This is a genomic window from Mycolicibacillus trivialis (assembly GCF_002102395.1).
Taxonomy (GTDB): domain Bacteria; phylum Actinomycetota; class Actinomycetes; order Mycobacteriales; family Mycobacteriaceae; genus Mycobacterium; species Mycobacterium triviale.
Genome location: NZ_LQPZ01000003.1, coordinates 1 through 24,720, shown reverse-complemented (window position 1 = coordinate 24,720; position 24,720 = coordinate 1). Strand labels below are relative to the sequence as shown.

The following is a 24,720-nucleotide window of genomic DNA, read 5'->3' as shown; positions in this document are numbered from 1 at the left end:
CGACCACCCCCGGCACCGGACTCGCCGCCCCCGCCCCCGGCACCTGAGTTCGCGCCCGCACCGGTCGAGGCGCTCTGATCGCGGTTTGCTCGACCCGTAGCCCCGCTGACGCGCCGATCGCGCCGTGTCGCGACACCACGAGACGCCGTCCGGGCTGTTCACCGGATACGCTGAGCGGGCTATGGAGACCCACAACTACCTGACCTACGACGAGTTCGGCCGCCGGTTCTTCGACGTTGCCGTGACCGAGGAGCGGGTCGCGTCCGCGTTGTCCGCGATTGCCGGCGACGACTTCGAACTGCCGCCCATGCGCCAAGGACCCGGGAAGTTCGCCAAGGTCTCCGCGACGGTGCAGATCCACCAGCCACAGGTCACCCGCAAGCTCGGTGAGCCGATCACCTTCGACATCCACATCCCGCTCACCATCGACCTGCTGGTGGACCTGCGTCTGGACAAGCAGAAATTCGTGGTCGCCGGCGACATCGCGCTGCACGCCACCGCGCGGGCCGCCGAGCCGCTGCTGCTCATCGTCGACGTCGCCAAACCCCGTGCCAGCGACATCACCGTGCAGGTGTCCTCCACCTCGATTCGCGGCGAGGTGGTCCGCATTATCGGCGGTGTCGACGCCGAGATCCGGCGGTTCATCGCCCAGCACGTCGCCGGCGAGATCGAGAACCCCGCGTCGCAGGCGGCGCAGGTCATCAATGTCGCCGATAGCATCGACGTCGCCTGGAGCGCCATCTGATCAGCGGCGGTGTCACCACCACCGTTGGGCGCGGGTGAAGTTCAACTGGCGGCCGACCGAACTCAACTGGGTGATGATCGTCTCCAGACCCGCCTGGGGCACCGCCATCCGCCACTCCGGCAGCACCCCGGTCAGATGCAGCGTGTCCGGCCCGAGACGGACGTCGGTCAGTTCCAGGCCGTGCGGGAACGGTGGCAGCTGGATGGGGTAGGCGGGCGTCCGCTCGGACAGCGCCCACCGGCGCCGGCGTAGCACGACACCACGCGGCTGCAGCCACAGTGTGGAGCCGTCGACCTGGGCGTCGACCTCGATGTTGCCCAGCAGCGGTCGCCGCGCCCAATGCAGTCGGGCGACGCCGTCCGGGCCGATCTCGCCGGCCAGCCGCGGCATCGCCCACCGGATCACGTCACCGACGACCGCCGCCGGAAGGTCGACCGTCAACTCCACCGGGGCGGCCACGACGACCGGCGGTGTGCTGGGCCGAAAATGAACGTTGCGCAGCAAAACCGTGGCGCGATCGAGCCGGTTGTCATCCCACACCAGGTCGCGAGCCTCGATGCGTACGTCGTCGAGTTGGCCGACCGACAGGTTGCGCACGTCGAGGCGGGAGTCGAACCCGGTGACGACCAGGCTCAGCGAGCCCTCGTCGAGGTGGACGGTGATCCGGCGCCCCACGACCAACCGGCGCAGAGTCATGAACAGTGTCCGATAGGCCATCGCCGCACCCGAGGAGACGGGCGGGATCGCAGCCGCCGTCGAAAACAGCGTTGCCAGCATGTCGAGCGGGCGGAACGGATCCCACCGGCCCAACGGCCCAGAACGGGTCATGAGTCCAGCATCCTCGAATCCGGCAGAGAACCTGCTCGAATTCTAGATGGTGTGGCGAGGCCCGAAGAACTCCTGATCCTCATTGTAACCGCCATGGCCGCCGCCCACTTCACGGTAGTGGTCGACGAACTCGATGCCCTTGAGCCACTTCACATGCATGAACCCGTGCTGCAACTCGTTGCGTAGCCGCAACGGCGCGCCGTGGCGAGTAATTATCAGACCTTGTGGATGAGCCTTGGTGAGGGGGCGTGAAAGTGGGCGCACCTTCCCGAGGATGATCTGAATATCCGAAGGTCCGATCAAGAGCCGGCGTTGGCGCGCTGGTTCGGGAAGGTACGCCCATGCTCACCGTAGTTCACGATGCCACCGAGGCCGAAAGTACCGGCGGTGCTGGTCGGTCGTTGTTGGACGAGATCGTCCGTGACGGCGCCCGGCAGATGCTGGCCGCGGCACTCAAAGCCGAGGTCGCCGCCTACGTGGCTCAGTTTGCCGATCACCTCGACGACGACGGCCACCGGCTGGTCGTGCGTAACGGCTATCACCAGCCGCGTGAGGTGTTGACCGCGGCCGGCGCGGTGGAGGTCAAAGCCCCGCGGGTCAATGACCGGCGCGTGGACCCGGATACCGGTGCACGGCAGCGGTTCTCCTCGGCGATCCTGCCCGCCTGGGCGCGCAAGTCTCCGCAGATGAGTGAGGTGCTGCCGTTGCTGTACCTGCACGGCTTATCCAGCGGCGATTTCGGGCCGGCCCTGGAGCAGTTCCTGGGATCCGGGGCCGGGTTGTCGGCCTCGACGATCACCCGGCTGACCGCGCAGTGGCAGGACGAGGCTGTCGCGTTCGGCCGCCGGGATCTGTCGGGCACCGATTACGTCTACCTGTGGGTCGACGGCATCCACCTCAAAGTGCGCCTGGACCAGGAGAAGTTGTGTCTGCTGGTGATGATCGGCGTGCGTGCTGACGGCCGCAAAGAACTGGTGGCGCTCACCGACGGGTATCGGGAGTCGACCGAGTCGTGGGCCGATCTGCTGCGCGACTGCAGACGCCGCGGGATGATCGCCCCGGTGCTCGCGGTCGGCGACGGCGCGCTCGGGTTCTGGAAAGCCGTGCGCGAGGTGTTTCCCGCCACGCGCGAGCAGCGCTGTTGGTTTCACAAGCAGGCCAATGTCCTTGCCGGTCTGCCGAAGTCGGCGCACCCCTCGGCGTTGGCGGCGCTCAAGGACATCTACAACGCCGAGGATATCGACAACGCCCAGGTCGCGGTCAAAGCCTTCGAGGTCGACTTCGGCGCGAAGTACCCCAAGTCGGTCGCCAAGATCGTCGACGACCTCGATGTCCTGCTGGAGTTCTACAAGTACCCCGCCGAGCACTGGATCCACCTGCGCACTACGAATCCGATCGAATCCACCTTCGCCACCGTGCGACTTCGGACCAAGGTCACCAAGGGGCCGGGATCACGCGCGGCCGGGATTGCCATGGCCTACAAGCTGATCGACGCCGCACAGGCCCGCTGGCGCGCCGTCAACGCCCCGCACCTGGTCGCCCTGGTCCGCGCCGGCGCGGTCTTCCACAAAGGCAAACTGCTCGAACGGCCCACCGACATCACCCCACCGCAGCCGCCCTCAAACGACGATCAACACACCGGAACGGAGGTCGCCTAAATGTCGGGGTTGCTTGTGGTGTTGTCCGGTCTGCCCGGGGTAGGTAAGACGACACTCGCCTGCGCGGTTGCGCTGCGCGTAGGTGGCATCCATCTAAGGATCGACACCATTGAGGCCGCGATGACCGAATCAGGGATGGTCGCGGCGGCGGGCGGCTGGGATCGGGTACCCGATTCCGGCTACCAGGTCGGGTACGCATTGGCGGCCGATCTGCTCCGGTCGGGGCACGTGGTGGTGGCCGACAGTGTGAACCCGTTTGCCATCACCCGGCAGGCGTGGGCAGCCGCAGCCAACAAGGTGTCCGCTGGGCTGCTGCGAGTGGAGATCGTCTGCAGCGACGCTGAGGAGCACCGCCGCCGAGTCGAGCTGCGGACCTCCGATCTGGCCGGGCTGGTGGTGCCGACCTGGGAACAGGTCCAAACCCGTGATTACGCCCCGTGGGATGCGGCCGACCTGCAAGTAGACACCGCGGCGGGCACGGATCGGCCGGTCGACTACGTCGTCGCGGCCATTGCCCGCCGACGCTGACGGTCACCGCCTGTCCTCAGACGGTGACGAGGACACCGGAAAGGTGCGTCGCCTGAATCACGCCGATCCACAGGTATTGACAATTTCTCCGCCGTGGCCGTAGGTCAGGGGCGCATCGTTCATGTTGTAGGCCAGCATCGTCAGGTGGTGGTCCATCTGCTTGATGTCGTGGGCGTCGTAGTAGGTGCCGCCGTCGGCCCCGGAACCCAGGGAGTAGAACACCACCCATTTGGCCTCGGGCAACGGTTTGACGATGTCCATGATCGTCTTCATCGACACCCCGCCCCATTTGGCCACCCCCGACCAGCCCTGGATGCAGAAGTGCTGGGTGATCTGTTCGTGGTAGGGCAGTTCCTTCAACTCGTCGAGGCTGAAGGCCCTGGGGGTCTCGACAAGCCCATAGACCTGCAGTCGCCAGTCGACGAAGTCGTTCTTCTCCAATTCCTTGTATTCGACGGTTTCGGGGTAGGTGCCGTTGTGCCAGAAGTACGGCGAGATGTCCTTCTCGGTGAAGGCGCCCGGCTTCGGGTTCACCTGCTCGAGGGAGCGTTGCAACGGACCGATCAACGCGTAGCCGACCCGGCGCACGACGCCCGGGTTGCGCAGCGTGAACGGCGTCGCCCACACCCACGCGACGGCGGTGACCACCATGGCGAGCGCGAAAATGCCGAAACCGAGCCAACCGTCATCGTCGCGGGCGGCGAACATGTGGTTGAGGTTGCGCAGCGCCGTGGTCGCGAACACCAGCGTGACGTGCACGATGATGAACAACACGAAGTAGACGAGCACCAAGAAGTGCAACGAGCGTGCCAGCTGGATGCTCAGCCGCTTACTGATGATGGTCAGGCGCATCGACAGTGCGGGTGACATGCCCAGCCCGGTGATCAAGGCGGCCGGCGCGGCGATGAAGATGGTGGTGAAGTAGGCGATCAGCTGCAGACCGTTGTAGGCGACCCAGCCGTTGTCGTCCGGCCAGTTCAGCGAGAGGTACTGGATGGCCACCGAGGCGGCGTTGGGGAACACGTCCCAGCTGGTGGGCACGACGTGACGCCAGTGTCCGGTGGTGAACAGCAGCACGTAGAAGACCGCCCCGTTGAGCAGCCAGAGGACGTCGACGCCCAGGTGCCACCAGCGCGCCAGTCCGATCGAGTGCCGAATCCCGGGTAGTCCCAGTTGATATGGCAACGACACCGAATCGTCTTTGGCGGTCCAGAGCGGGTCTTCGGGGACCGGCTTGGCGATCCGCAGCCACTCGTCCTTGCCGGGCGTGGCGTTACGGCTGTAGTACAGCCGCGGGTGGTCGGCCAGAATCTGAAGCCCGGAACGGATGATGAACGTCATCAGGAACAGGTTGAAGAAGTGGGTCCAGTTCGCCCACCACGGAATTCCGGTCGGCCCGGCAGAAGACGGGTCGGAGCCCGGGTAACGCTCGATGAAGTCCTGTACGGCATCGTTGTTCGCCAGTCCTTTGCCGACGGCGACGGCGCCGATGAGCCCGACGAACCCGAGTGGGATCAGCCACAGCAGGTTGACCCATTTGTCCTTGCCCACCCGCACTTTCGGTGCGATGGCCCGTTTGTCCTCGAGTCCGCCTGCCCAGGTCTCCGAATTGACCTCGTGTTCAGCGTCTTTCAGTTCCGAGCGATAGTCAACCGTGCTCACACACGGTACTCTACCCCTGAATTCTGAACGTTTTCCTGTACGTCCGTATCAGATCGTCTGATGGCGGCCGAAGTACTTGTGGTCTTCGCTGTACCCGCCGTAACCACTACCGATCTCGTTGTAGTGCGCCAGGAACTCGATGCCCTTGAGCCACTTGACGTGCCGGAAACCGTGCTGCAACTCGTTGCGCAGCCGCAGCGGTTTGCCGTGCATGTACGGCAACGGCTGGTCGTTCATGTTGTACGCCAGCATCGTCATGTGGTTACTCATCTGCTTGAGCGGATGCACGCTGTAGTAGATCCCGCCGCTGGCGCCCAATCCCATTGAGTAGAAGGCTACCCATTTGGCCTCGGGCAGCGGTTTGACGATGTCCACGATGGTCTGCATGGTGACCCCGCCCCACTTTGCCACCCCGGACCACGCCTGGATGCAGAAGTGCTGGGTGATCTGGTCGTGGTAGGGCAGTTCCTTCAGATCGTCGAGGGAGAACGCCGTCGGGTTCTCCACCAGCCCGTAGACCTGCAGTCGCCAGTCCTTGAAGTCGTTCTTCTCAAGCTCCTGGTATTCCTCGGTCTCGGGCAGCCGGCCGTTGCGCCAGTGGTACGGCGAGATGTCCTCTTCGGTGAACGCGCCGGGCCGCGGATTGAACCGCTCCAGCACCCGCTGGAACGGACCGATCAGCGCGTCGCCCACCCGCTGCACCACACGCGGGTGCCGAATCGTGAAGGGAGTGGCCCACACCCAGGCGACCGCGGTGACCGTCATGGCGAGCGCGAAGACCCAGAACCCCACCCAACTGTTGTCGTCGCGGGAGGCGAACATGTGGTTGAGGTTGCGCAGCGCATCGGTGGCGAACACCAGTGTCACGTGCACGACGATGAAGAACAGGAAGTAGACCAGCACCAGGAAGTGCAGCGAGCGCGCCACCTGGATGTTCAGCCGCTTGCTGATGACGGTCAGCCGCTGCGACAGGGCCGGTGACATGCCCAGCCCGGTGATCAAGGCGGCCGGCGCGGCGATGAAGATGGTGGTGAAGTAGGCGATCAACTGCATGCCGTTGTAGGCGACCCAGCCGTTGTCGTCCGGCCAGTCCAGCGACAGGTACTGGATGGCCACCGAGGCGGCGTTGGGGAACACGTCCCAGCTGGTGGGCACGACGTGACGCCAGTGTCCGGTGGTGAACAGCAGCACGTAGAAGACCGCCCCGTTGAGCAGCCAGAGGACGTCGACGCCCAGGTGCCACCAGCGCGCCAGACCGATCGAGTGCCGGAAACCCGGCAGCCCGAACTGCGGTGGCAGCGCCACGGTGTCGGCGTTGGCCGTCCACAGCGGGTCATCGGGCACCGGGGGGCCGACACGCAACCACTCGTCCTTACCGGGGGTGGAGTTGCGGCTGAAGTACAGCCGCGGATGGTCACAGAGGATCTGGATCCCCGAGCGGATGATGAACATCATCAGGAACAGGTTGAAGAAGTGGGTCCAGTTCGCCCACCACGGCATCCCGGCAGGACCGGGGTTCGACTCGTCGGTCCCCGGGTAGCGCTCGATGAAATCCTGCACCGACGGGTTGTTGGCCAACCCCTTGCCGATGGCGATCGCGACGATCAGCCCGACCAGGCCGAGCGGGATCAGCCACAGTAGGTTGAACCACTTGTCCTTGCCGATCCGCAGCTTCGGCGCCGTGGCGCGGCGGCTCAGGTCGAAACCACCGCCGTAGTGCTCGACGTCGATGCTGTCTTCGGCGTGATGGATCTCGTCGGCATAGTTCTGCCGGAACTCCATTTCCAGTTCGACGAGTTCGGCTTCGGCCAACTCGTTGGACGCGCCGGAGGAGACGGCGGTACCGGTTGAACTCTCGCCCTGCGCCGGGCCGTGTCCTTCGCTGGCCAACTCGGGCCTCCCTTCAGCGCTTGGTCATAGCCAATACTTACTCACACGGGGTGAACAACAGGAAAACAACCACCCCGGTCGGGTTAGCTAAACCGTACCCTGTCCGTGCTCAGGGACCGCATCGTTGTCCCACATTGGGGGACACGCCATTCCGGCTGCCCGACGGTGCACGGCCGACGGCAGAGGCTGAGTGGCGATCCGTTCGGATAGCTGGAGTCGCGACCGGCGGCGGCCGCTGGGCGCGAGGCGTCGAAAACATTTAATGAAAACCATTGCGGCATTTGCTGGAAGGTCTCGATCCGGTCACGACGCGCTCTCGGCTTGTCGCCGGCTGAGACGTTGCTGGCAAGTTTCGGTGCAGCGGTGCGAAGTGCCGGCGCGCCGACGGCGTTGAGCGGCCGTCCCGGCGTGTCCCGGCGCAGTGAAACCCCGCCTTGAGGGCGCGCGGACCCCCGACGTGAGATAAGTCATAGCCGACGAGATCGAGGGAATCGGGCCTTGTCACCGGCGCTCACCGGCGCCGCCGGACGCGGACGCCACGGCGGCGCGCAACACCTCGGCGAGGGCGGCCGCCCGCGCGTCGTCGAACATCTCCTCGAGCAGAACCGGCATGCCGTCGGGGCCGGCGAGCGGAACACGCCAGTTCGGGTACTCATCGATGGTGCCCGGCTGATTCTGGGTGCGCCGATCACCGACGAGGTCGGGCAGGGCGACGGCCAGCAGCCGCGCCGGCGTGCGCCCCAGGTACCGGTAGAGCGCGCGGATCGTCGCCTCGGTGTCGGTGTCGGTGTCGGCATGGTCGGCCAGCAGGCCGACTCGCCGCAATTCGGCCAGCCACGCGTCCTGGGCGGCGCGGTCGGCGGCCCTCTCCTCGGCGACCGGCCGGGACAACAGCCCCAGCGCGTCGCGCAACCGCACATGCTCGCCGGCCAGATACCCGGCGGTGGGCGGAAGATCGTGGGTGGTCACCGACGCCAGGCAGTCCGTCCGCCACCGTTCGGCCGGTAACGGCCGGCCCTCGTCGGTCTCGAACCAGAGGATCGAGGTGCCCAGCACGCCGCGCTCATGCAGGTAGTCGCGGACCCACGGTTCGACGGTGCCCAGGTCCTCGCCGACGACCACCGCTCCGGCCCGGTGGGCCTCCAACGCGACGATGCCGATCAGTGCCTCGTGGTCGTAGTGCACATAAGTGCCGTCGGCGGGGGAGGACCCCGGCGGGATCCACCAGAGCCGGAACAGCCCGATGATGTGGTCGATGCGGACGCCACCGGCGGAGCGCAGTACCGCGGCGATCAGGTCGCGGAATGGCCGGAATCCCTGCTCGGCGAGGCGGTCGGGGCGCCACGGCGGTTGCGACCAGTCCTGACCGAGTTGGTTGAACGCGTCCGGCGGCGCCCCGACGGTGACGCCGGAGGCCAGCACGTTCTGCAATGCCCAGGCATCCGCACCTTCGGGGTGCGCGCCCACGGCCAGGTCGTGCAGCACGCCCAAAGCCATCCCGGCCCGTTGCGTCCGCGACTGCGCCGCGGCCAACTGCTCGTCGAGTTGCCACTGCAGCCAGCGGTGGAAATCCACCGCGTCGCGGTGCGCCGCGGCGAACTCGGCGACCGCCGCGCTGTCGGGGTGACGCAACGGTTCGGGCCACCGCCGCCAGGAATCACCGTGCTGTTCGGCCAGCACACACCAGGTCGCGAACGCTTCCAGCGCCGCGCCTTGCCGGTCGCAGTATGTGGCGAAGGCGAACTGGCGACCCGCGGAGCGGGGCACCCGGTAGACCAGGTCGAGCACTGCCCGTTTGGCGGCCCACGCCCCGTCGCGGTCGATGACCTCGGAATCGGCGGCCAGCAGCGCCTGGGACCGATGGTGGCGGGCCGGGCCGTGTTTGGGCAGCTCGGCGAACTCGGGGACCTCTTCCACCCGCAGATACAGCGGGTTGACGAACCGGCGCGACGTCGGCAGGTACGGCGAGGGCTCCATCGGGGTGGTGGGCGCAGCGGCGTGCAGCGGATTGACCAGGATGAAGTCGGCGCCGTGCCGACCGGCCGACCACACCGCCAGGTCGGTGAGATCGGTCAGGTCACCCACACCCCACGACCGGTGCGAGCGCGCGCTGTAGAGCTGAACGGCCAGCCCCCAGCCGCGGCGGGCGCCGAGCCGCTCCGGCACTCGCAGCCGATCCGGCGTCACGATCAGTGCGGCCTCGGCCTCGGCCTCCGCGGCGCCGGAGCGCAGTCGCAGCCGGTGGTAACCCAGCGGCAGATCTGCGGGCAGCAGGAAACTGGCCTCCCCGACCTGCCGGCCGTCGAGCTCGAACGGCGCGGTGAAGTTGTCGACCTGCCGCAGACCCCGACGCGTCGTCCCGTCCTCCAGCAGCACCGACACCTCGGCCGGGTCACCGTGGGTGACGTGCACCCAGAACTCCTGCTCGGTGCCCACCCGCGCCACGACGGTCGCAGGCAACGGCCGCGCCCAATAGCGTCGCTCCGCCTCGGCCAGGCTCGCCCGCCGCTCGGCGTCGGTTCCAGCGGGGGCGCCGAGTGCGCCGAGCACGGCAACCAGGGTGGACTCGGGCACGGCCACCATGCGTTCGGTCCAGTCGCGGTATCGGGTCGCGACACCGAATCGGCGGGCCAACTCCTGCAACGCCGGTTCGACCATGCCGCTCTCCTCACGCTCCGACGCCGTGGCCGGCGTGCGCCGAACACTCGCGACATCGCTTCTCGTCGTGGCTCCATCGTCCACGCTCCTCGCGGTCACGCGCGACCGAGCCCGCAACGCCACAATGGCGTGGACGACACCGCGGCGGCACGGAAGGTACTCGGATGCCGACAACCCCCACCCCGACCGACCGTCGGGCCCGGGCCGCGGTGTCGGCGCTGTTCCTGACCAACGGCGCCCTGATGGCCAACCTGTTGCCGCGGCTGCCGGAGATCAAGGCACACCTGGTCCTGTCCAATCTCGAATACGGTGCGGCGATCGCGGCCGTCGCGGGCGGCGCGCTCATCGCCGGCCCGGCCGCCGGATTCCTGATCCGCCGCTTCCGGTCCGCCCGGCTGGCGGTGGGCTGCACAGTGCTGATCGCCGCGGCGGTGACCGTAGCGGCGGCCGCGCCGAACGCGGTCGTCTTCGCGGCGGCACTCGGCTGTGCCGGCGCAGCCGATGCGGTCACCGACGTCGCGCAGAACGCCCACGGGCTGCGGGTTCAGCGTCGATACGGCCGGTCGATCATCAACTCGCTGCACGCGGTGTGGTCGGCGGGAGCCGTGCTGGGCGGGCTCACCGGAACGGCCGCTATCGCGGTCGGTCTCGCGCCGGTGACGCAGGTAGCGGTTGCCGGGACAGTATGTGCGACATTGAGTTTGGCGGTTTACCGCATGCTGTTGTCCGGCCCGGACGGGGCGTCGCACGCCCCGGCGGCGCAGCAGCGGAGCCGCGTGTGGCGCGTCTACCCGAAGCTGACGGCCCTGGTCCTGCTCGCGTTGGCCGGCGCGGTGATCGAAGACGTCGGGAACTCGTGGGCGACGCTGTATCTGCGGGAAGTCGGTGCCGCCTCCGCGGTGGCGCCACTGGGTTACGTCGCGCTGGTCGGGTGTCAACTGCTGGGTCGGCTACTCGGTGACCGGCTGGTCGACCGCTTCGGTGCGCGGGCGGTGACCGGAAGCGGTGGGCTACTGATCACGCTCGGTATGGGCACGGCGCTGGCTTGGCCGACCGTCGGCGGCATGATCGCCGGCTTCGCCGCCGCCGGGCTCGGTGTGGCCACCGTCGTCCCGGCCGCGATGCACGGTGCCGACGAGTTGGCCGGCTTGGCCCCCGGGACCGGGTTGACGGCGGTGAACTGGCTCATGCGGGCCGGGTTCCTGCTCTCCCCGCCGCTGATCGGCTCGATCGCCGACACCGACGGCCTGCGCGCGGGCCTGCTCGTGGCGCCCGCCGCCGGGCTGCTCGTCAGCGTCCTCGCACCGGTGCTCACCGGCCGCCCGACCACCGGGCACAGCCACCGAAACCGACGGGCGGACAACGGTCGGGTGAACGGAGAGTAACGCCGCCGCGATCAGCCGCCCGCAGTGTGCACGCTGGTGTCGTAGTGGCCTACGGTATGTGATGTGACGTGCAGGTCGACGCCGTATTCGAGCGTTTCCGCTGAGTGGTCCCGGTCGCGGGGCGTGGGTCGTCATGGCTGCTGAGCAAGACGGCCCGCGGCACCCGCAAGGGGCCGGGCTGGGGCTGTCCACCCGCACCCAGATGACGGGCCATCAGTTCCTGGCCCGCCGCACCGCGCTCGCGCTCACCCAGTGGCGCGTGCGCATGGAGGTCGAACCGGGCCGGCGGCAATCGCTGGCGGTGCTGGCCTCCATCTCGGCCGCATCGCTGGTCTGCCTCGGTGCGCTGCTGTGGTCGTTCCTCAGCCCGGCCGGCAGCCTCGGCGACTCACCGATCATTCAGGACCGTGAGTCCGGGGCCCTGTACGTCCGGGTCGGTGACACGCTGCACCCGGCGCTCAACCTGGCGTCGGCGCGGTTGATCACCGGGCGGGCCGACAACCCGCATCAGGTGCGCTCCAGCCAGATCGCCGAGCAGCCGCACGGCCCGATGGTAGGTATCCCCGGCGCCCCCTCGGAGCTCTCCCCGGTCAGTCCGGCCGCCTCGTCGTGGCTGGTGTGCGACGAGGTGACCACGACGCTGGGCACCGGGATCACCGAACCGGTCACGGTGACCGTCATCGACGGCCAGCCCGACCTCTCCGAGCGTCGTCGGGTCCTCGGCGACCAGGACGCGGTGGTGCTGCGCTACGACGACGACGCCTGGGTGATCCGGCACGGCCGCCGCTCCCACATCGACGCCGCCGACCGCGCGGTGCTGCTGCCGCTGGGCCTGACCCCCGAGCAGGTGGCCCGTGCGCGCCCGATGAGCCAGGCGCTCTACGACGCCATCCCGGTCGGCCCGGACCTGTCGGTTCCGCAGGTACCCAACGTCGGCCAGCCGGCGGCCTTCCCCGAGGCCCCCGGGCCGGTGGGCACGGTGATCGTCACCCCGCAGGTCAGCGGCCCGCAGCAGTACTCGGTGGTGCTCACCGACGGAGTCCAGACGGTCTCGCCGGTCGTCGCCCAGATCCTGCAGAACGCGGGCACCACCCCCGGCGGTGAGGCGGCCGTGGTCTCCCCACCCAAGTTGGCGACGATGCCGGTGGTGGACGGGCTGGACCTGTCCGCCTACCCGACCAGCCCCCTGGAGGTCGTCGACACCCGCGCCAACCCGGCGACCTGCTGGTGGTGGGACCGCGGCGACGGCGAGCAGATGGCCCGGGTGCAGGTGGTGTCGGGGCCGACGGTGCCGGTCGCCGACCCGACCAAGGTGGTGACGCTGGTCAAGGCCGACGACACCACGCCCACCGCGGACAAGGTCTACTTCGGCGACAACTACGCCAACTTCATCGTCGTCACCGGTAACGATCCCGAAGCGGCGACCACCGAATCGCTGTGGTGGATCGGGCGCACCGGGGTGCGCTACGGCGTGGAGAGCAGTGACGAGGTCCGCAAGGCGCTGGGGCTGACCGACGCCCCCACCCGGGCGCCGTGGGTGGCGGCCCGGCTGCTGGCGATGGGCCCGACCCTGTCGCGGGCGGACGCCCTGGTCCAACACGACGTCCTGCCCACAGACATGAAACCGAAAGAATTGGCGGTACCAAGGTGAAGCGTGGATTTGCCCGGCCGACACCGGCACCTGCGCCGACGGTCAAGCCGGAGAACCTGGGTCTTCCGACGCCGCTGAGCGTTCCCCCACCCGAGGAGAAGCCCTGGTGGCTGGTGGTGATCGGGGTCGTCGTCGTCGGCTTGGTCGGCGGCATGGTCGCGATGACCGTGGCCAGCGGATCGCGGATGTTCATGGGCCCGGGCATGATCTTCCCGCTGTTCCTGGTGCTCGGCGTCGGGATGATGATGTTCTCCGGCCGGTTCGGCGGCCAGCAGCAGATGAGCCGACCGAAACTGGACGCGATGCGCGGCCAGTTCATGGTGATGCTCGACCGGTTGCGCCAGACCGCCGGGGAATCCGCCGACAGCATGGACGCCAACTACCGGTGGTTCCACCCGGCGCCGAAGACGCTCACCGCCGCGGTCGGCTCGGGCCGGATGTGGGAACGTCGCCCCGACGGCACCGACCTCAACTTCGGTGTGGCCCGCATCGGCGTCGGCATGACCCGACCGGAGGTGACCTGGGGCGAGCCCAACGACATGCCGACCGACATCGAACTGGAGCCGGTGACCGGTAAGGCACTGCAGGAGTTCGGGCACTTCCAGAGCGTCGTCTACAACCTCCCGAAGATGATCTCGCTGCTCGTCGAGCCCGGCTACGCGCTGGTCGGGGAGCGCGAGCAGGTGCTCGGCGCGATGCGGGCGATCATCTGCCAACTTGCGTTCTCGCACGGACCGGACCATCTACGGATGATCGTGGTGTCCTCCGACACCGAAGAGTGGGACTGGGTCAAATGGCTGCCCCACTTCGGCGATCCGCGTCGGCGGGACGCCGCCGGCGAAGCCCGGATGGTCTATTCCACGGTGCAGGAATTCGGCTCCGAGCAGGGCGACCTGTTCGCCGGCCGCGGCTCGTTCATGCCGCGCTTCGCCAACGCCCAATCCGGTCTGCCGACTCCGCACTACCTGGTGATCGCCGACATCGCCACCGAGGAGTGGGGCTACGCGATCAGCAGCGAAGGCATCGACGGGATGACGTTCTTCGACCTCACCGGATCGACGGTCCCGGCCTGCACCACCCCGGAACGGACCCTGCGGTTCGTCAACGAGCTCGGGGTGATCGAGGCGCTGCCCCGCGACCGCGACACCTGGATCGTCATCGACGACAACGCGTGGTTCTTCGCGCTCGCCGACAACCTCAGCGAGATGGAGGCCGAGCGGTTCGCCCAGCGCATCGCTCGCTGGCGGCTCGCGGAGGCCTACGAGGAGATCGGCCAGCGGGTCGCGCACATCAGCGCCCGCGACATCCTGTCCTACTACGGCATCGACGACGCCGCCTCGATCGACTTCGACGCGCTGTGGGCGGGCCGCCGGGAACTGCTCTCCCGCGACCGGCTGCGGATCCCGTTCGGGAACCGTTCGGACAACGGCGAACTGCTGTTCCTGGACATGAAGTCCCTCGACGAGGGCGGCGACGGGCCGCACGGGGTGATGTCGGGGACGACCGGCTCGGGTAAGTCGACGCTGGTGCGCACGGTGATCGAATCGCTGCTGCTGGCCCATCCGCCCGACGAGTTGCAGTTCGTGCTCGCCGACCTCAAGGGCGGTTCGGCGGTCAAGCCGTTCTCCGGGGTGCCGCACGTGTCGCGCATCATCACCGACCTGGAAGAAGACCAGGCGCTGATGGAGCGGTTCCTGGAAGCGATGTGGGGCGAGATCGCCCGCCGCAAGGCAGTCTGCGACAGCGCCGGCGCCGACGACGCCCGCGAGTACAACGAGATCCGGACCCGGATGCGAGCCCGCGGCCAGGACATGGAGCCGCTGCCGATGCTCGTCGTGGTGATCGACGAGTTCTACGAGTGGTTCCGGATCATGCCGACCGCGGTCGAGGTGCTCGACTCCATCGGCCGGCAGGGCCGCGCCTACTGGATCCACCTGATGATGGCGTCGCAGACCATCGAGAGCCGGGCGGAGAAACTCATGGAGAACATGGGTTACCGGCTGGTGCTCAAGGCGCGCACCGCCGGCGCCGCCCAGGCCGCCGGCGTGCCCAACGCGGTCAACCTGCCCGCCCAAGCCGGGCTGGGCTACTTCCGCAAGAGCGGTGACGAGATCGTCCGGTTCCAGGCGGAATTCCTGTGGCGCGACTACCGGCGCGGCCGATCCATCGACGACGAACACCGGCCGCTGACCCACAGCGTCGACTACATCCGCCCGCAGCTGTTCACCACCGGTTTCACCCCGGTGGAGGTCGCCGTCGGCGGTCAGGACGCCGACACGGCGGTTCTCGAGCACGAGCCCACCGAGGCGCTGCCCGTGGAGGTGGAGGCAGAGGAAGAGGAGCACATCCGCACCCCGCGGGTCGGCACGGTGATCATCGACCAGTTGCGTCAGATCGACTTCGAGCCCTACCGGCTCTGGCAGCCGCCGCTGGACACGCCGCTGCCGGTCGACGAGTTGGTCAACCGCTACCTCGGCCACCCGTGGCAGCAGAACTACGGCCGCAACGGCACGCTCATCTTCCCGATCGGCGTCGTCGACCGGCCCTACAAGCACGACCAGCCGCCGTGGACGATCGACACCTCCGGGCCCGGCGCCAACCTGCTGATCCTCGGTGCCGGCGGGTCGGGCAAGACCACCGCCCTGCAGACGCTGATCTGCTCGGCGGCGCTCACCCACACCCCCGATCAGGTGCAGTTCTACTGCCTGGCCTACAGCGGTACCGCGCTGAACACGGTGGCGGGTCTGCCGCACGTCGGTGGTGTCGCCGGCCCGACCGACCCCGACGGGGTGCGGCGCACGGTCGCCGAGATGCTGGGCCTGGTCCGCGAACGCAAACGCAGCTTCCTCGAGTACGACGTGCCGTCGATGGAGGTGTTCCGGGCACGCAAGTTCGGCGACGACCCGGGCGCGGTGCCCGACGACGGCTTCGCCGACGTGTTCCTGGTGATCGACAACTACCGGGCGCTCGCCGAGGAGAACGAGGTCCTCATCGAGCAGGTCAACCAGATCATCAACCAGGGTCCGTCGTTCGGGGTGCACGTGGTGGTCACCGCCGACCGCGAATCGGAGCTGCGGCCACCGGTGCGCAGCGGCTTCGGCTCCCGCGTCGAGTTGCGGCTGGCCGCCGTCGAGGACGCCAAGCTGGTGCGCTCCCGGTTCGCCAAGGACGTGCCGGCCAAGCCGGGCCGCGGCATGGTCCCGGTGAACTACGTGCGACTCGACGCCGATCCGCAGTCCGGACTGCACACCCTGGTCGCGCGACCTGCGCTCGCCGACACCGGCGAGAACGTGTTCGAGTCCGACAGCATCGCCCGGGCGGTGGCGCAGGTGGCCACCGGACGGGCCCGCCCGGTTCGCCGGCTGCCGGCCTGGTTCGGACTCGAACAGTTGCGCGAACTCGCGGCGGCCGACCACCGGGAAGGCGTCGGGGCCGGCGGGATCGCCTGGGCGATCTCGGAGCTGGACCTGCAGCCGGTGTACCTCAACTTCGCCGAGGCCTCCCACCTGATGGTCACCGGGCGTCGGGAAAGCGGCCGGACCACGACCCTGGCCACGATCATGGCCGAGATCAGCCGGGTCTACGCCCCCGGCGGCAGCGCGGCTCCGCCGACCGACAAGCCGTCGGCGCAGGTCTGGCTGATCGACCCGCGGCGTCAACTGCTGACCACCCTGGGCACCGACTACATGGAGCGCTTCGCCTACAACCTCGACGGGGTGAACGCGCTGGTCGACGAGCTGGCCGTCACGTTGGCCGGGCGGGAGCCACCGCCGGGGCTGTCGGCTGAGGAACTGATGTCGCAGTCGTGGTGGAGCGGCCCGGAGATCTTCCTGATCATCGACGACATCCAGCAACTGCCGACCGGGTTCGACTCGCCGCTGCACAAGGCGGCGGCCTGGGTCAACCGGGCCTCCGACGTCGGGTTGCACGTCATCGCGACCCGCACCTTCGGGGGATGGGCCTCGGCGGGCAGCGATCCGATCCTGCGGGCCCTGCACCAGGCCAACACGCCGCTGCTGGTGATGGACGCCGACCCCGACGAGGGCTTCATCCGCGGAAAGATGAAGGGCGGCCCGCTGCCGCAGGGCCGGGGCCTGTTGATGGCCGAAGACACCGGGGTGTTCGTCCAGGTCGCGGCCACCGAGTTGCGGCGCCCGGCGCCGGCCACCGGGGAACAGGCGACCGCCCAGGCGTAACCCGCAGGCCGGCGCCCGCCGCCGGCCCGGTAGCTGGGCGGTACCTGGGCGCCGCACCCGGGTTGCGCGCAGCGTGATCGCAACCCGGGGGTGGCTCGCCGGTTTCGGGAGACCGGTTCGCGCTGCGACCGCAACACCCGGAAAACACGCAGATCAGCGCCGTTTTTGTGAGCCGAGCCACCGCCGGTGCGGCTCTGCGACCGGATCCGCCGCAGAAGTGACCAATTGTTCACTGGATGTTGGCTGTTGTTCACCTGAGAGGTCATGTCTCATAACCTCCGTTGCAGAGTATTCGCTGTGTGCGATCAAGGAATGTTCTGTGGGTTACGGGGAGGAAGAGCACGCCCATGTCGTGGCTAGCCAGCAGTTCTGCAAACAACCGGGTCGCTGACCGGGTCGTGGTCGGTTAGGGAGACGAGAGATGTTCATGGACTTCGGAGCGCTGCCCCCCGAGATCAACTCGATCCGCATCTACACCGGCCCCGGCCCCGCCCCGCTGCTGGCCGCCTCGACCGCCTGGCAGAGCCTGGCCACCGAGCTGAGCCTGGCCGCCACCGGCTACCAGAGCCAGGTCTCCGGCCTGGCCGCCGGATGGCAGGGTGAAGCGGGCCGGCGGATGGCGACGGCCGCCGCACCGCACATCCAGTGGCTCAACGTGACCTCGGCGCAGGCCGCGCAGGCCGCCACCCAGGCCGCCGCGCAGGCCGCGGCCTACGAGGCCGCCTTCGCCGCGACCGTGCCGCCGCCGGTGATCGCGGCCAACCGCAGCCTGCAGATGTCGCTGATCGCCACCAACTTCCTGGGCCAGAACACCCCGGCGATCACCGCCACCGAGGCCCTGTACATGGAGATGTGGGCGCAGTGCGCCGCGGCGATGTACGGCTACGCCGCCGCCACCGAGCAGTCCAGCGTGCTGCCGGCGTTCGAAGAGCCCCGGCAGAACACCGACCCGAGCGGCCAGCTGCGGCAGGCCGCGGCCAACGCGAAGGCCGCCGGTGACACCACCGCGAACAACGCGGGCGTTGTCGGAACCAAGGTTGCCGCCGAGACTCCGCCGGCGGTCAAGAACCCGCTGGACTACGTCACCGACATGTACGGCGACTACAAGCCCACCGACGCGCTCAACGACACCCTGGAGCCGATCTACCGGATCGCCGGGTTCTCCAACTCGTTCATGTCGATCGCCAAGGGCGTGAGTGGTTCCTCCAAGGCCGTCAGCAGCGGGACCGACGCGCTGACCGCCCCGGCGGTCGTGCCGGGACTGCTCGGCGGGCTGGGCCAGGCCGGTGCGCTGAGCTCGGCGCCGGTCAGCAGCCCGATCGCCGCCAGCCTGGCCAACGCCACCCGCTTGGGTGGGCTGTCGGTGCCCTCGACCTGGTCGGGTGCGGTGCCGCCGGTCAACGCGGCCGCCAGCCCGCTGGCCGCGGCGAACCTGGGATCGGCGGTCGGCAACGTCGGCACCGGCCCGAGCCACATGGCCGGCGCGATGCCGCTGGCCAACGCCGCCGGAGCCGGCGGCCGCGGAATCGGCGACGGGGTGCTGCGGGTCGGCTCGCGCGCGTTCACGATGCCGCGCCCGCCGTCGGCCGGCTGATTCCGCACCCGGGCGAGCCGACAAACCTGGCCTCAGGTACCAGGGCGTACCTGCGCGCCTGGACATGCCTGGACATGCCAAAGCCAGGCGTGGCCACAACCGTCTTCCCATGCCGCCGACGGCCGCGGCGTGTCCTTTCCGGGACGGCCCGCCGCGCCGGTTAGGCTCGATCACAGTGAGCGGGCGATTGTGGCGCCGCTCACCGAAAAGGTTGCTGGGCGGGCTTGCCGGCAGGCGCCCGCGGGGTTATCCGCGACCTGATTTTTACTCCACCGACCGCCGGTTGCCGCGCTGTCGAGGCCTCCGCACCGCCACCGGAGGGATTCGGTGAACGTCGCGCTACCGCATTATTTGCCCAGGTAAACCGCGGTTGAAACGACCTGCGGGCAGCCGCGGAGTTAAGGGACCGTTACTGCGGGTGAACAGTTGTGGTCATGAGGTGAACAGTAGGCAACCACGGCTGATTTGGGCCGATTCGCCCCTTAATCTCGGTGTCGAAGCGATTGCTGTGTGACATCGAGAAGGGACCGCACATGTCGTTGGTAACCGTCGAACCGGAACTGCTGACCGCCTCCGCCGTCGAGCTGCAGGGCATCGGCGCGGCACTCCACGCCGGCAACGCCGCTGCCGCGGCGCCCATCACCGGCGTCGTCCCCGCCGCCGCCGACGACGTGTCGGCCCTGGCCGCCGCCCGCTTCGCCGCGCACGGTCAGCTCTACCAGAGCATCTCCGCCCAGGCCGCCGCCATCCACGAGCAGTTCGTGGCCACCCTCCGGGCCAGCGCCGGCACCTACGCGATCACCGAGGCCGCCAACCGCGCCTCGATCGGCTAGAGGCGCGAGAGTCCCGCGATGTTCGACTTCGGAGCACTCCCGCCGGAGATCAACGCGACCCGGATCTATTCCGGTCCGGGCGCGGCTCCGATGCTGGGCGCCGCCGCGGCCTGGCAGGCGCTGGCCTCCGAGCTGAACTCCACCGCCGCCTCCTACCAGGCAGCCGTCAGTGCGCTGGCGACCACATGGCGCGGCCCCTCGGCGCAGCGGATGGTCGCCGCGGCCGAGCCCTACATCCACTGGCTGAGCGCCACCGCCGCTCAGGCCGAACAGGTCGCAACCCAGGCGGGCGCGGAGGCCGGCGCCTACGAGAGCGCCCACGCCGCGACCGTGCCGCCCCCGGCGATCTACGCCAACCGGGCCCAGCAGGCCGCGCTGGTCGCCACCAACGTCCTCGGCCAGAACACTCCCGCGATCATGGCCACCGAAGCGGCCTACCTGGAGATGTGGGCGCAGTGCGCCGCGGCGATGTTCGGCTATTCCGCCGCCACCGAGCAGGCCACCGCGTTGCCGGCTTTCACCCCGCCGAAGCAGAACACCAACCCGACCGGACAGCTCCAGCAGGGCGCGGCGGTCCTGCAGGCCGGTGGGCACAGCGTGGCGAGCGACGCGTCGGCCCTCACCAACGCGACCGGCGCCGGCAACAGCGGCACGCTCGGCGGTGCTCTCGGGCAGGCGGTGAACTCGGTGACCGGCGGCGGCTCGAAGTCGCCCGTGTCGGAATTCACGAACAACGTCCTCGAGCCGGCCTTCCGGGTCGGAGGCCTGGCCTACTACGGCATCGGCATGCTGAGCGGCTTCAAGGCCTTGACCTCGGTGGGCGCGCTCAGTGGCGCGGCCCAGGGCATGTTGGGCGCCCCGGGTGTCGTGCCCGGGCTGTTCGCCGGGATGAACTCCGGCGCCGGGGCGCTGGGCTCGCTCTCGAGCACCCCGGTCACCGCCTCACTGACCAGCGCCACCCGCCTCGGCGCCCTGTCGGTGCCCTCCACCTGGAGCGGCGCCGCTCCCGCGGCAGCCAGCACCCTGCCGGCCACCGGCAACCTCGCCTCCGGACTCGGCGCCGCAGGAACCCCGGGCAACATGGCCGGCGCCATGCCGCTGGCCGGTGCGGCCAACGCCGGCCGCGGGATCGGCGACGGCGTCCTGCGGGTCGGACCGCGACCCTTCGTCATGCCACGACCACTGTCTGCCGGGTGAGGAAAGGGGGCCACGCCAGCGGATAGACGAATATCGTTGGCCGCTAACACGGCAGGAACAGCCAGAAAAACAACCAGACACAGACTCGAGAGATAAGGAGCCATCATGGCAGCTCGTTTTATGACCGATCCGCAGATGATGCGGGACATGGCGGGTCGTTTCGAGGTGCACGCCCAGACGGTGGAGGATGAGGCGCGGCGGATGTTCATGTCGTCGCAGAACATCTCCGGTGCCGGCTGGAGCGGTATCGCCGAACGGACCTCGCTGGACACGATGGGCCAGATGCAGGCGGCGTTTCGCAACATCGTGAACATGCTCCACGGGGTGCGCGACGGACTGGTCCGTGACGCCAATGTCTATGAGCAGCAGGAAGCCGCGGCGCAGTCCAGCCTGAGCAGCTGACCGCCTCGAATCTGAAAGGAAAACGCAGATGACGATCAATTACCAGTTCGGGGACGTCAACGCCCACGGCGCGATGATCAGGGCGCAGGCGGCGGCGTTGGAGGCCGAGCACCAGGCGATCATCCGGGATGTGTTGATGGCCGGGGACTTTTGGGGTGGTGCCGGTTCGGCGGCGTGCCAGGAGTTCATCGCGCAGCTGGGTCGCAACTTCCAGGTGATCTACCAGCAGGCCAACGACCATGGCGCCAAGGTGCAGAACGCGGGGAATAACATGTCGTCCACCGACAGCGCGGTCGGCTCCAGCTGGCTGTAACCCCTACCCGACGCGGCAGCACACCGACAGCGTGTGCTGCCGCGTTGCGGTGTTTTGACCCGACGACCCCGGAGTAGCGAACGATGGACAACAGCGCCCGCACCGACATCACCGTCAACGTCGAGGGCTTCTGGTTGTTGCAGGCGCTGCTCGACATCCGCCACGTCGCGCCGGAATTGCGCTGCCGCCCGTTCGTGTCGATCGCGGAGAACAACGACTGGCTCAAAGAGCACCCAGGCCTCGCGATCATGCGCGAACAGGGCATCGTCGTCGACGAGACCGTCAACGAGGAAGTCGCCGAACGGCTCAAGGTGCTCGCCGTCCCCGACATCGAGGTCATCGCCCTGCTGTCGCACGGCAAGCTGCGCTATGGGGTCAGCGCGGAAGCCATCGAACAATACGAAGCCAGCGAGCGCGACGGAGAGCAGACCCACCAGCCGGTCGAAGGCGAATCGGTCGGCTCCCGCGACATCCCCGACAACGAATTCCGCGTCGTCCTGGCCCGCCGCGACGAACACTGGGTCTCGGCGGTGCGGGTCGGCACCGACATCACCGTCGATGACGTCTCGGTGACCGACGCCGCCTCGATCGCGGCCCTGGTCACCGCCGCGATGGAGTCGATCAACCACGCCGACCCGGCCGCGATCACCGCGGTGAACGTCCCGCTGGAAGAGATGCTGTCGGCCACCAAAACCTGGCAGACCTCCGGGTTCAACGTCTTCTCCAGCGGCGACCTGCGGCGGATGGGCCTGACCGCGGCGACCATCGCCGCCCTGGGGCAGGCACTATCCGAGCCGGCCGCCGAAGCGGCGATCTACGCGCGGCAGTACCGCGACGACGCCCGCGAGTCCAGCGCATCGGTGCTGTCCCTCAAAGACAGCAACGCCGGACGCATCGCGATGTATCAGCAGGCGCGCACCGTCGGCTCCGGCCAGAAATGGCTGGCGATCTGCCCGGCCACACCCCAGCTGGTCCAGGTCGGGGTGCAGACCGTTTTGGACACCGTCCCGTTCGGCGCCTGGCGGACCCACCGACGAGTGTGAGACGAGTGTGACGGCACCGCGCGCGCCGCGGCCACCGGCCCTAGGATGACTTAACACATGACCAACCGTGAGGTAAACGAGATGAATTCGGACTTTCAGGCGGTGCCCTGGTGACTTCCGTACTGACCGACCCGTCAAGGTCCGACGGCGACGCTGCCAACACCCCGCGTTCGGCGGTGGTCGGCATCATGGCCGGCGACGGCGTCCAGATCGGCATGCTGCTGGACGCCGAAGCCCCGGTGTCGGTGATGATCGACCCGTTGCTCACGGTGGTGAACAACCGGCTGCTCGAACTCGAACTCGCCGAGTTGACCGGTGCCGGCCGCGGCCGCTGGGTGCTCTGCCGTGTCGACGGCACCGCGCTGCGCTCCTCTCAGTCACTGACCGAGCAGCAGATCTACGACGGTGATCGGCTCTGGCTGCGCTACGTCGAAGACCCCGAACACCGCACCCCGGTCATCGAACACATCTCCACCGCGGTCGCGGTCACCCTCGCCAAGCGCTTCGGCTCGATCAACCCCAAGATCGCGGTGCAGATCGGGATCTCCTTGGTCGCCGGCGCACTGCTGCTGGTGACCGCGTTGCTCGGCTGGTGGCGCTACCACCACGACACGCCGCTGTCGGCCATCTACGCGGGCGTGGTGACAGTCGTCGTACTCGTGGCCGCCACCCTGATGCTCATCCAGGCCAGGACCAGCCGCGACTTCCGGCTGGCCGACACCATGCTGGTGAGTTCGCTACCACCGCTGGCGATGGCGGCGGCCGCCGCCGTGCCCGGGCCGTTCGCCGCCGCGCACGCCGCGCTGGGCTTCGGCGTCGCCGGCCTCGCCGCGGTGCTGATGCTGCGGTTCACCGGCCGCCGGCTGTCGATCTACAGCAGCGTCATCGTCGTGTCGCTGGCGGTCACGGTGACCGCGGTGCTGCGGATGACCCTGCTCACCAGCGCGGTCACCCTGCTGACCTCGGTGCTGCTGGCTGCGGTCTTCTTCTACCACACCGGTGCCTCGCTGTGCCGCTGGCTGGCAGGCATCCGGCTTCCGGTGTTCCCGTCGGCCACCAGCCACTGGGTCTTCGAGACCCGGCCGGATCTGCCGACCACGGTGGTGACCGGCCATGACGACACGCCGGTGCTGGAAGGCCCGGAGTCGATCCGCCAGGTGCTGCTGCACGCCGAGCGGGCCCGTGGCCTGTTGTCGGGTCTGCTGTTCGGTCTGGGCGTGCTGATCGTGGTGACCACCGTCGCCCTGTGTGACCCGCACGGGGACCGGCGCTGGCTGCCGGTGCTGATCGCCAGTTTGGTGGCCGGTTTCCTTGTGCTGCGCGGCCGCTCGTTCCGGGACCGCTGGCAGGCGATCACCGTCGCGATGACCGCCGTGTTCGTCGTGGTCGGTGTCGTGCTGCGCTACATCGTGGGCCTGCAGACGCCGGCGATGCTCTCCGCCGGCGTGGCGATCCTGCTGCTCGTCCCCGCAGCCGGTTTGATCGCCGCCGCGGTGGTGCCCAACACCGTCTACAGTCCGCTGTTCCGCAAATTCGTGGAATGGATCGAATACCTCTGCCTGATGCCGATCTTCCCGCTGGGCCTGTGGTTGATGAATGTCTATGAAGCGATCCGGTATCGGTAGCCGCCGGTTTCGCCGTGTCACAGCGGCAACCGGTTCCGTGCTCCTGGTCGCCGCCTACCCGCTGGCGGGTTCGCCGGCGGCGCACGCCATCGAACCGCCGGGAATCGACGGCAACGCGGTACCGGGCGACGGCCCGCCCGGGCCCGAGCAGGAGATGCGTCAGACCGCCTACTGCGTCGAGGGCAGCGTGTCCCCGGGCACCGATTTCCGGGTGCAGCCGAAGTTCCTGAACATGCTCAACCTGGCCGAGGCGTGGCGGTTCGGGCGTGGCGGGGGAGTCAAGGTCGCCGTCATCGACACCGGCGTGACGCCACATCCGCGGCTTCCGAACCTCGTCGGCGGTGGCGACTATGTGATGGCCGGCGGCGACGGCCTGTCCGACTGCGACGCGCACGGCACGTTGGTGGCCTCACTGATCGGGGCCGCCCCGGCCGGGGCCATCGCGCCCCTGCCCCCGCCGCGCGAGACCCGCCGGCCGCCCAGCGTGCCCACCACCGAGGCGCCGCCACCAC

General features: G+C 68.7%; 17 protein-coding genes and 2 pseudogenes. 14 read left to right on the top strand and 5 right to left on the bottom strand.

Translation table 11 applies throughout. From position 1 onward, the window contains the following. The first annotated feature begins 181 nt into the window (after positions 1 to 181). Positions 182 to 745: a hypothetical protein gene (locus AWC30_RS00190; RefSeq protein WP_085107197.1), complete on the top strand. Its 564-nt coding sequence runs from the start codon at positions 182 to 184 to the stop codon at positions 743 to 745. Positions 746 to 757: 12 nt separating this feature from the next. On the opposite strand, the gene AWC30_RS00185 is transcribed toward AWC30_RS00190, so the two are convergent. Further along, positions 758 to 1,573, bottom strand: a complete 816-nt coding sequence (locus tag AWC30_RS00185; RefSeq protein ID WP_109561860.1) for an LmeA family phospholipid-binding protein — start codon at positions 1,571 to 1,573, stop codon at positions 758 to 760. Positions 1,574 to 1,615: 42 nt separating this feature from the next. After that, a pseudogene (locus AWC30_RS18255) lies at positions 1,616 to 1,777 on the bottom strand (molybdopterin-dependent oxidoreductase); the annotation flags it as partial. Positions 1,778 to 1,914: 137 nt separating this feature from the next. Here AWC30_RS18255 and AWC30_RS00175 point away from each other — a divergent pair. Together AWC30_RS00175 and AWC30_RS00170 are read left to right on the top strand one after the other, a co-directional pair. Beyond that, positions 1,915 to 3,231: an IS256 family transposase gene (locus AWC30_RS00175; protein ID WP_085107193.1), complete on the top strand. Its 1,317-nt coding sequence runs from the start codon at positions 1,915 to 1,917 to the stop codon at positions 3,229 to 3,231. Further along, positions 3,232 to 3,759, top strand: coding sequence for a P-loop nucleotide/nucleoside kinase family protein (locus AWC30_RS00170; RefSeq protein WP_207568370.1), 528 nt, complete (start codon positions 3,232 to 3,234; stop codon positions 3,757 to 3,759). It abuts the gene before it with no gap. Between the two features lie 90 nt (positions 3,760 to 3,849). Here AWC30_RS00170 and AWC30_RS00165 read toward each other — a convergent pair. From AWC30_RS00165 to malQ, 3 genes and pseudogenes are all read right to left on the bottom strand, one after another. Further along, positions 3,850 to 5,421: pseudogene (locus AWC30_RS00165) on the bottom strand (molybdopterin-dependent oxidoreductase); the annotation flags it as partial. Between the two features lie 48 nt (positions 5,422 to 5,469). Next, positions 5,470 to 7,203, bottom strand: coding sequence for a molybdopterin-dependent oxidoreductase (locus tag AWC30_RS00160; RefSeq protein WP_085107205.1), 1,734 nt, complete (start codon positions 7,201 to 7,203; stop codon positions 5,470 to 5,472). Positions 7,204 to 7,812: 609 nt separating this feature from the next. Beyond that, positions 7,813 to 9,969 (bottom strand): 4-alpha-glucanotransferase, encoded by a 2,157-nt coding sequence (gene malQ, locus AWC30_RS00155; protein ID WP_085107189.1) that lies wholly within the window; start codon positions 9,967 to 9,969, stop codon positions 7,813 to 7,815. A 164-nt stretch (positions 9,970 to 10,133) separates the two neighbouring features. On the opposite strand from malQ, the gene AWC30_RS00150 reads away from it, so the two are divergent. The 11 genes from AWC30_RS00150 to AWC30_RS00100 form a co-directional block, all read left to right on the top strand. Beyond that, a complete protein-coding gene (locus AWC30_RS00150) occupies positions 10,134 to 11,354 on the top strand; it encodes an MFS transporter (RefSeq protein ID WP_085107187.1) in 1,221 nt (406 codons plus the stop codon). A gap of 133 nt (positions 11,355 to 11,487) precedes the next feature. Next, on the top strand, positions 11,488 to 13,005 hold the full coding sequence (gene eccB, locus AWC30_RS00145) for a type VII secretion protein EccB (RefSeq protein WP_085107185.1): 1,518 nt from the start codon (positions 11,488 to 11,490) through the stop codon (positions 13,003 to 13,005). Further along, the gene (gene eccCa, locus AWC30_RS00140; protein ID WP_085107183.1) at positions 13,002 to 17,201 is read left to right on the top strand and encodes a type VII secretion protein EccCa; all 4,200 of its coding nucleotides are present in this window, start codon (positions 13,002 to 13,004) and stop codon (positions 17,199 to 17,201) included. The genes eccB and eccCa overlap by 4 nt, the downstream gene beginning before the upstream one ends. 421 nt (positions 17,202 to 17,622) lie before the next feature. Next, positions 17,623 to 18,795 carry a PPE family protein gene (locus AWC30_RS00135; RefSeq protein WP_234807879.1) on the top strand — a complete coding sequence of 391 codons (1,173 nt, stop codon included), beginning with the start codon at positions 17,623 to 17,625 and terminating at the stop codon, positions 18,793 to 18,795. A 533-nt stretch (positions 18,796 to 19,328) separates the two neighbouring features. Beyond that, entirely contained in the window at positions 19,329 to 19,628 is a 300-nt protein-coding gene (locus tag AWC30_RS00130) for a PE family protein (RefSeq protein WP_085107201.1), read from the top strand. Positions 19,629 to 19,646: 18 nt separating this feature from the next. Then, entirely contained in the window at positions 19,647 to 20,825 is a 1,179-nt protein-coding gene (locus AWC30_RS00125; RefSeq protein ID WP_085107181.1) for a PPE family protein, read from the top strand. Between the two features lie 105 nt (positions 20,826 to 20,930). Then, entirely contained in the window at positions 20,931 to 21,227 is a 297-nt protein-coding gene (locus AWC30_RS00120) for a WXG100 family type VII secretion target (protein WP_085107179.1), read from the top strand. A 28-nt stretch (positions 21,228 to 21,255) separates the two neighbouring features. Next, entirely contained in the window at positions 21,256 to 21,540 is a 285-nt protein-coding gene (locus AWC30_RS00115; RefSeq protein ID WP_085107177.1) for a WXG100 family type VII secretion target, read from the top strand. An 83-nt stretch (positions 21,541 to 21,623) separates the two neighbouring features. Then, on the top strand, positions 21,624 to 22,583 hold the full coding sequence (locus AWC30_RS00110) for an ESX secretion-associated protein EspG (protein ID WP_085107175.1): 960 nt from the start codon (positions 21,624 to 21,626) through the stop codon (positions 22,581 to 22,583). A gap of 110 nt (positions 22,584 to 22,693) precedes the next feature. Beyond that, positions 22,694 to 24,208: a type VII secretion integral membrane protein EccD gene (gene eccD / locus AWC30_RS00105; RefSeq protein WP_234807878.1), complete on the top strand. Its 1,515-nt coding sequence runs from the start codon at positions 22,694 to 22,696 to the stop codon at positions 24,206 to 24,208. Then, positions 24,186 to 24,720, top strand: a 535-nt coding sequence (locus AWC30_RS00100; protein WP_337333760.1) for a S8 family serine peptidase, incomplete at its 3' end; no start/stop codon positions are given. The genes eccD and AWC30_RS00100, both read left to right, overlap by 23 nt.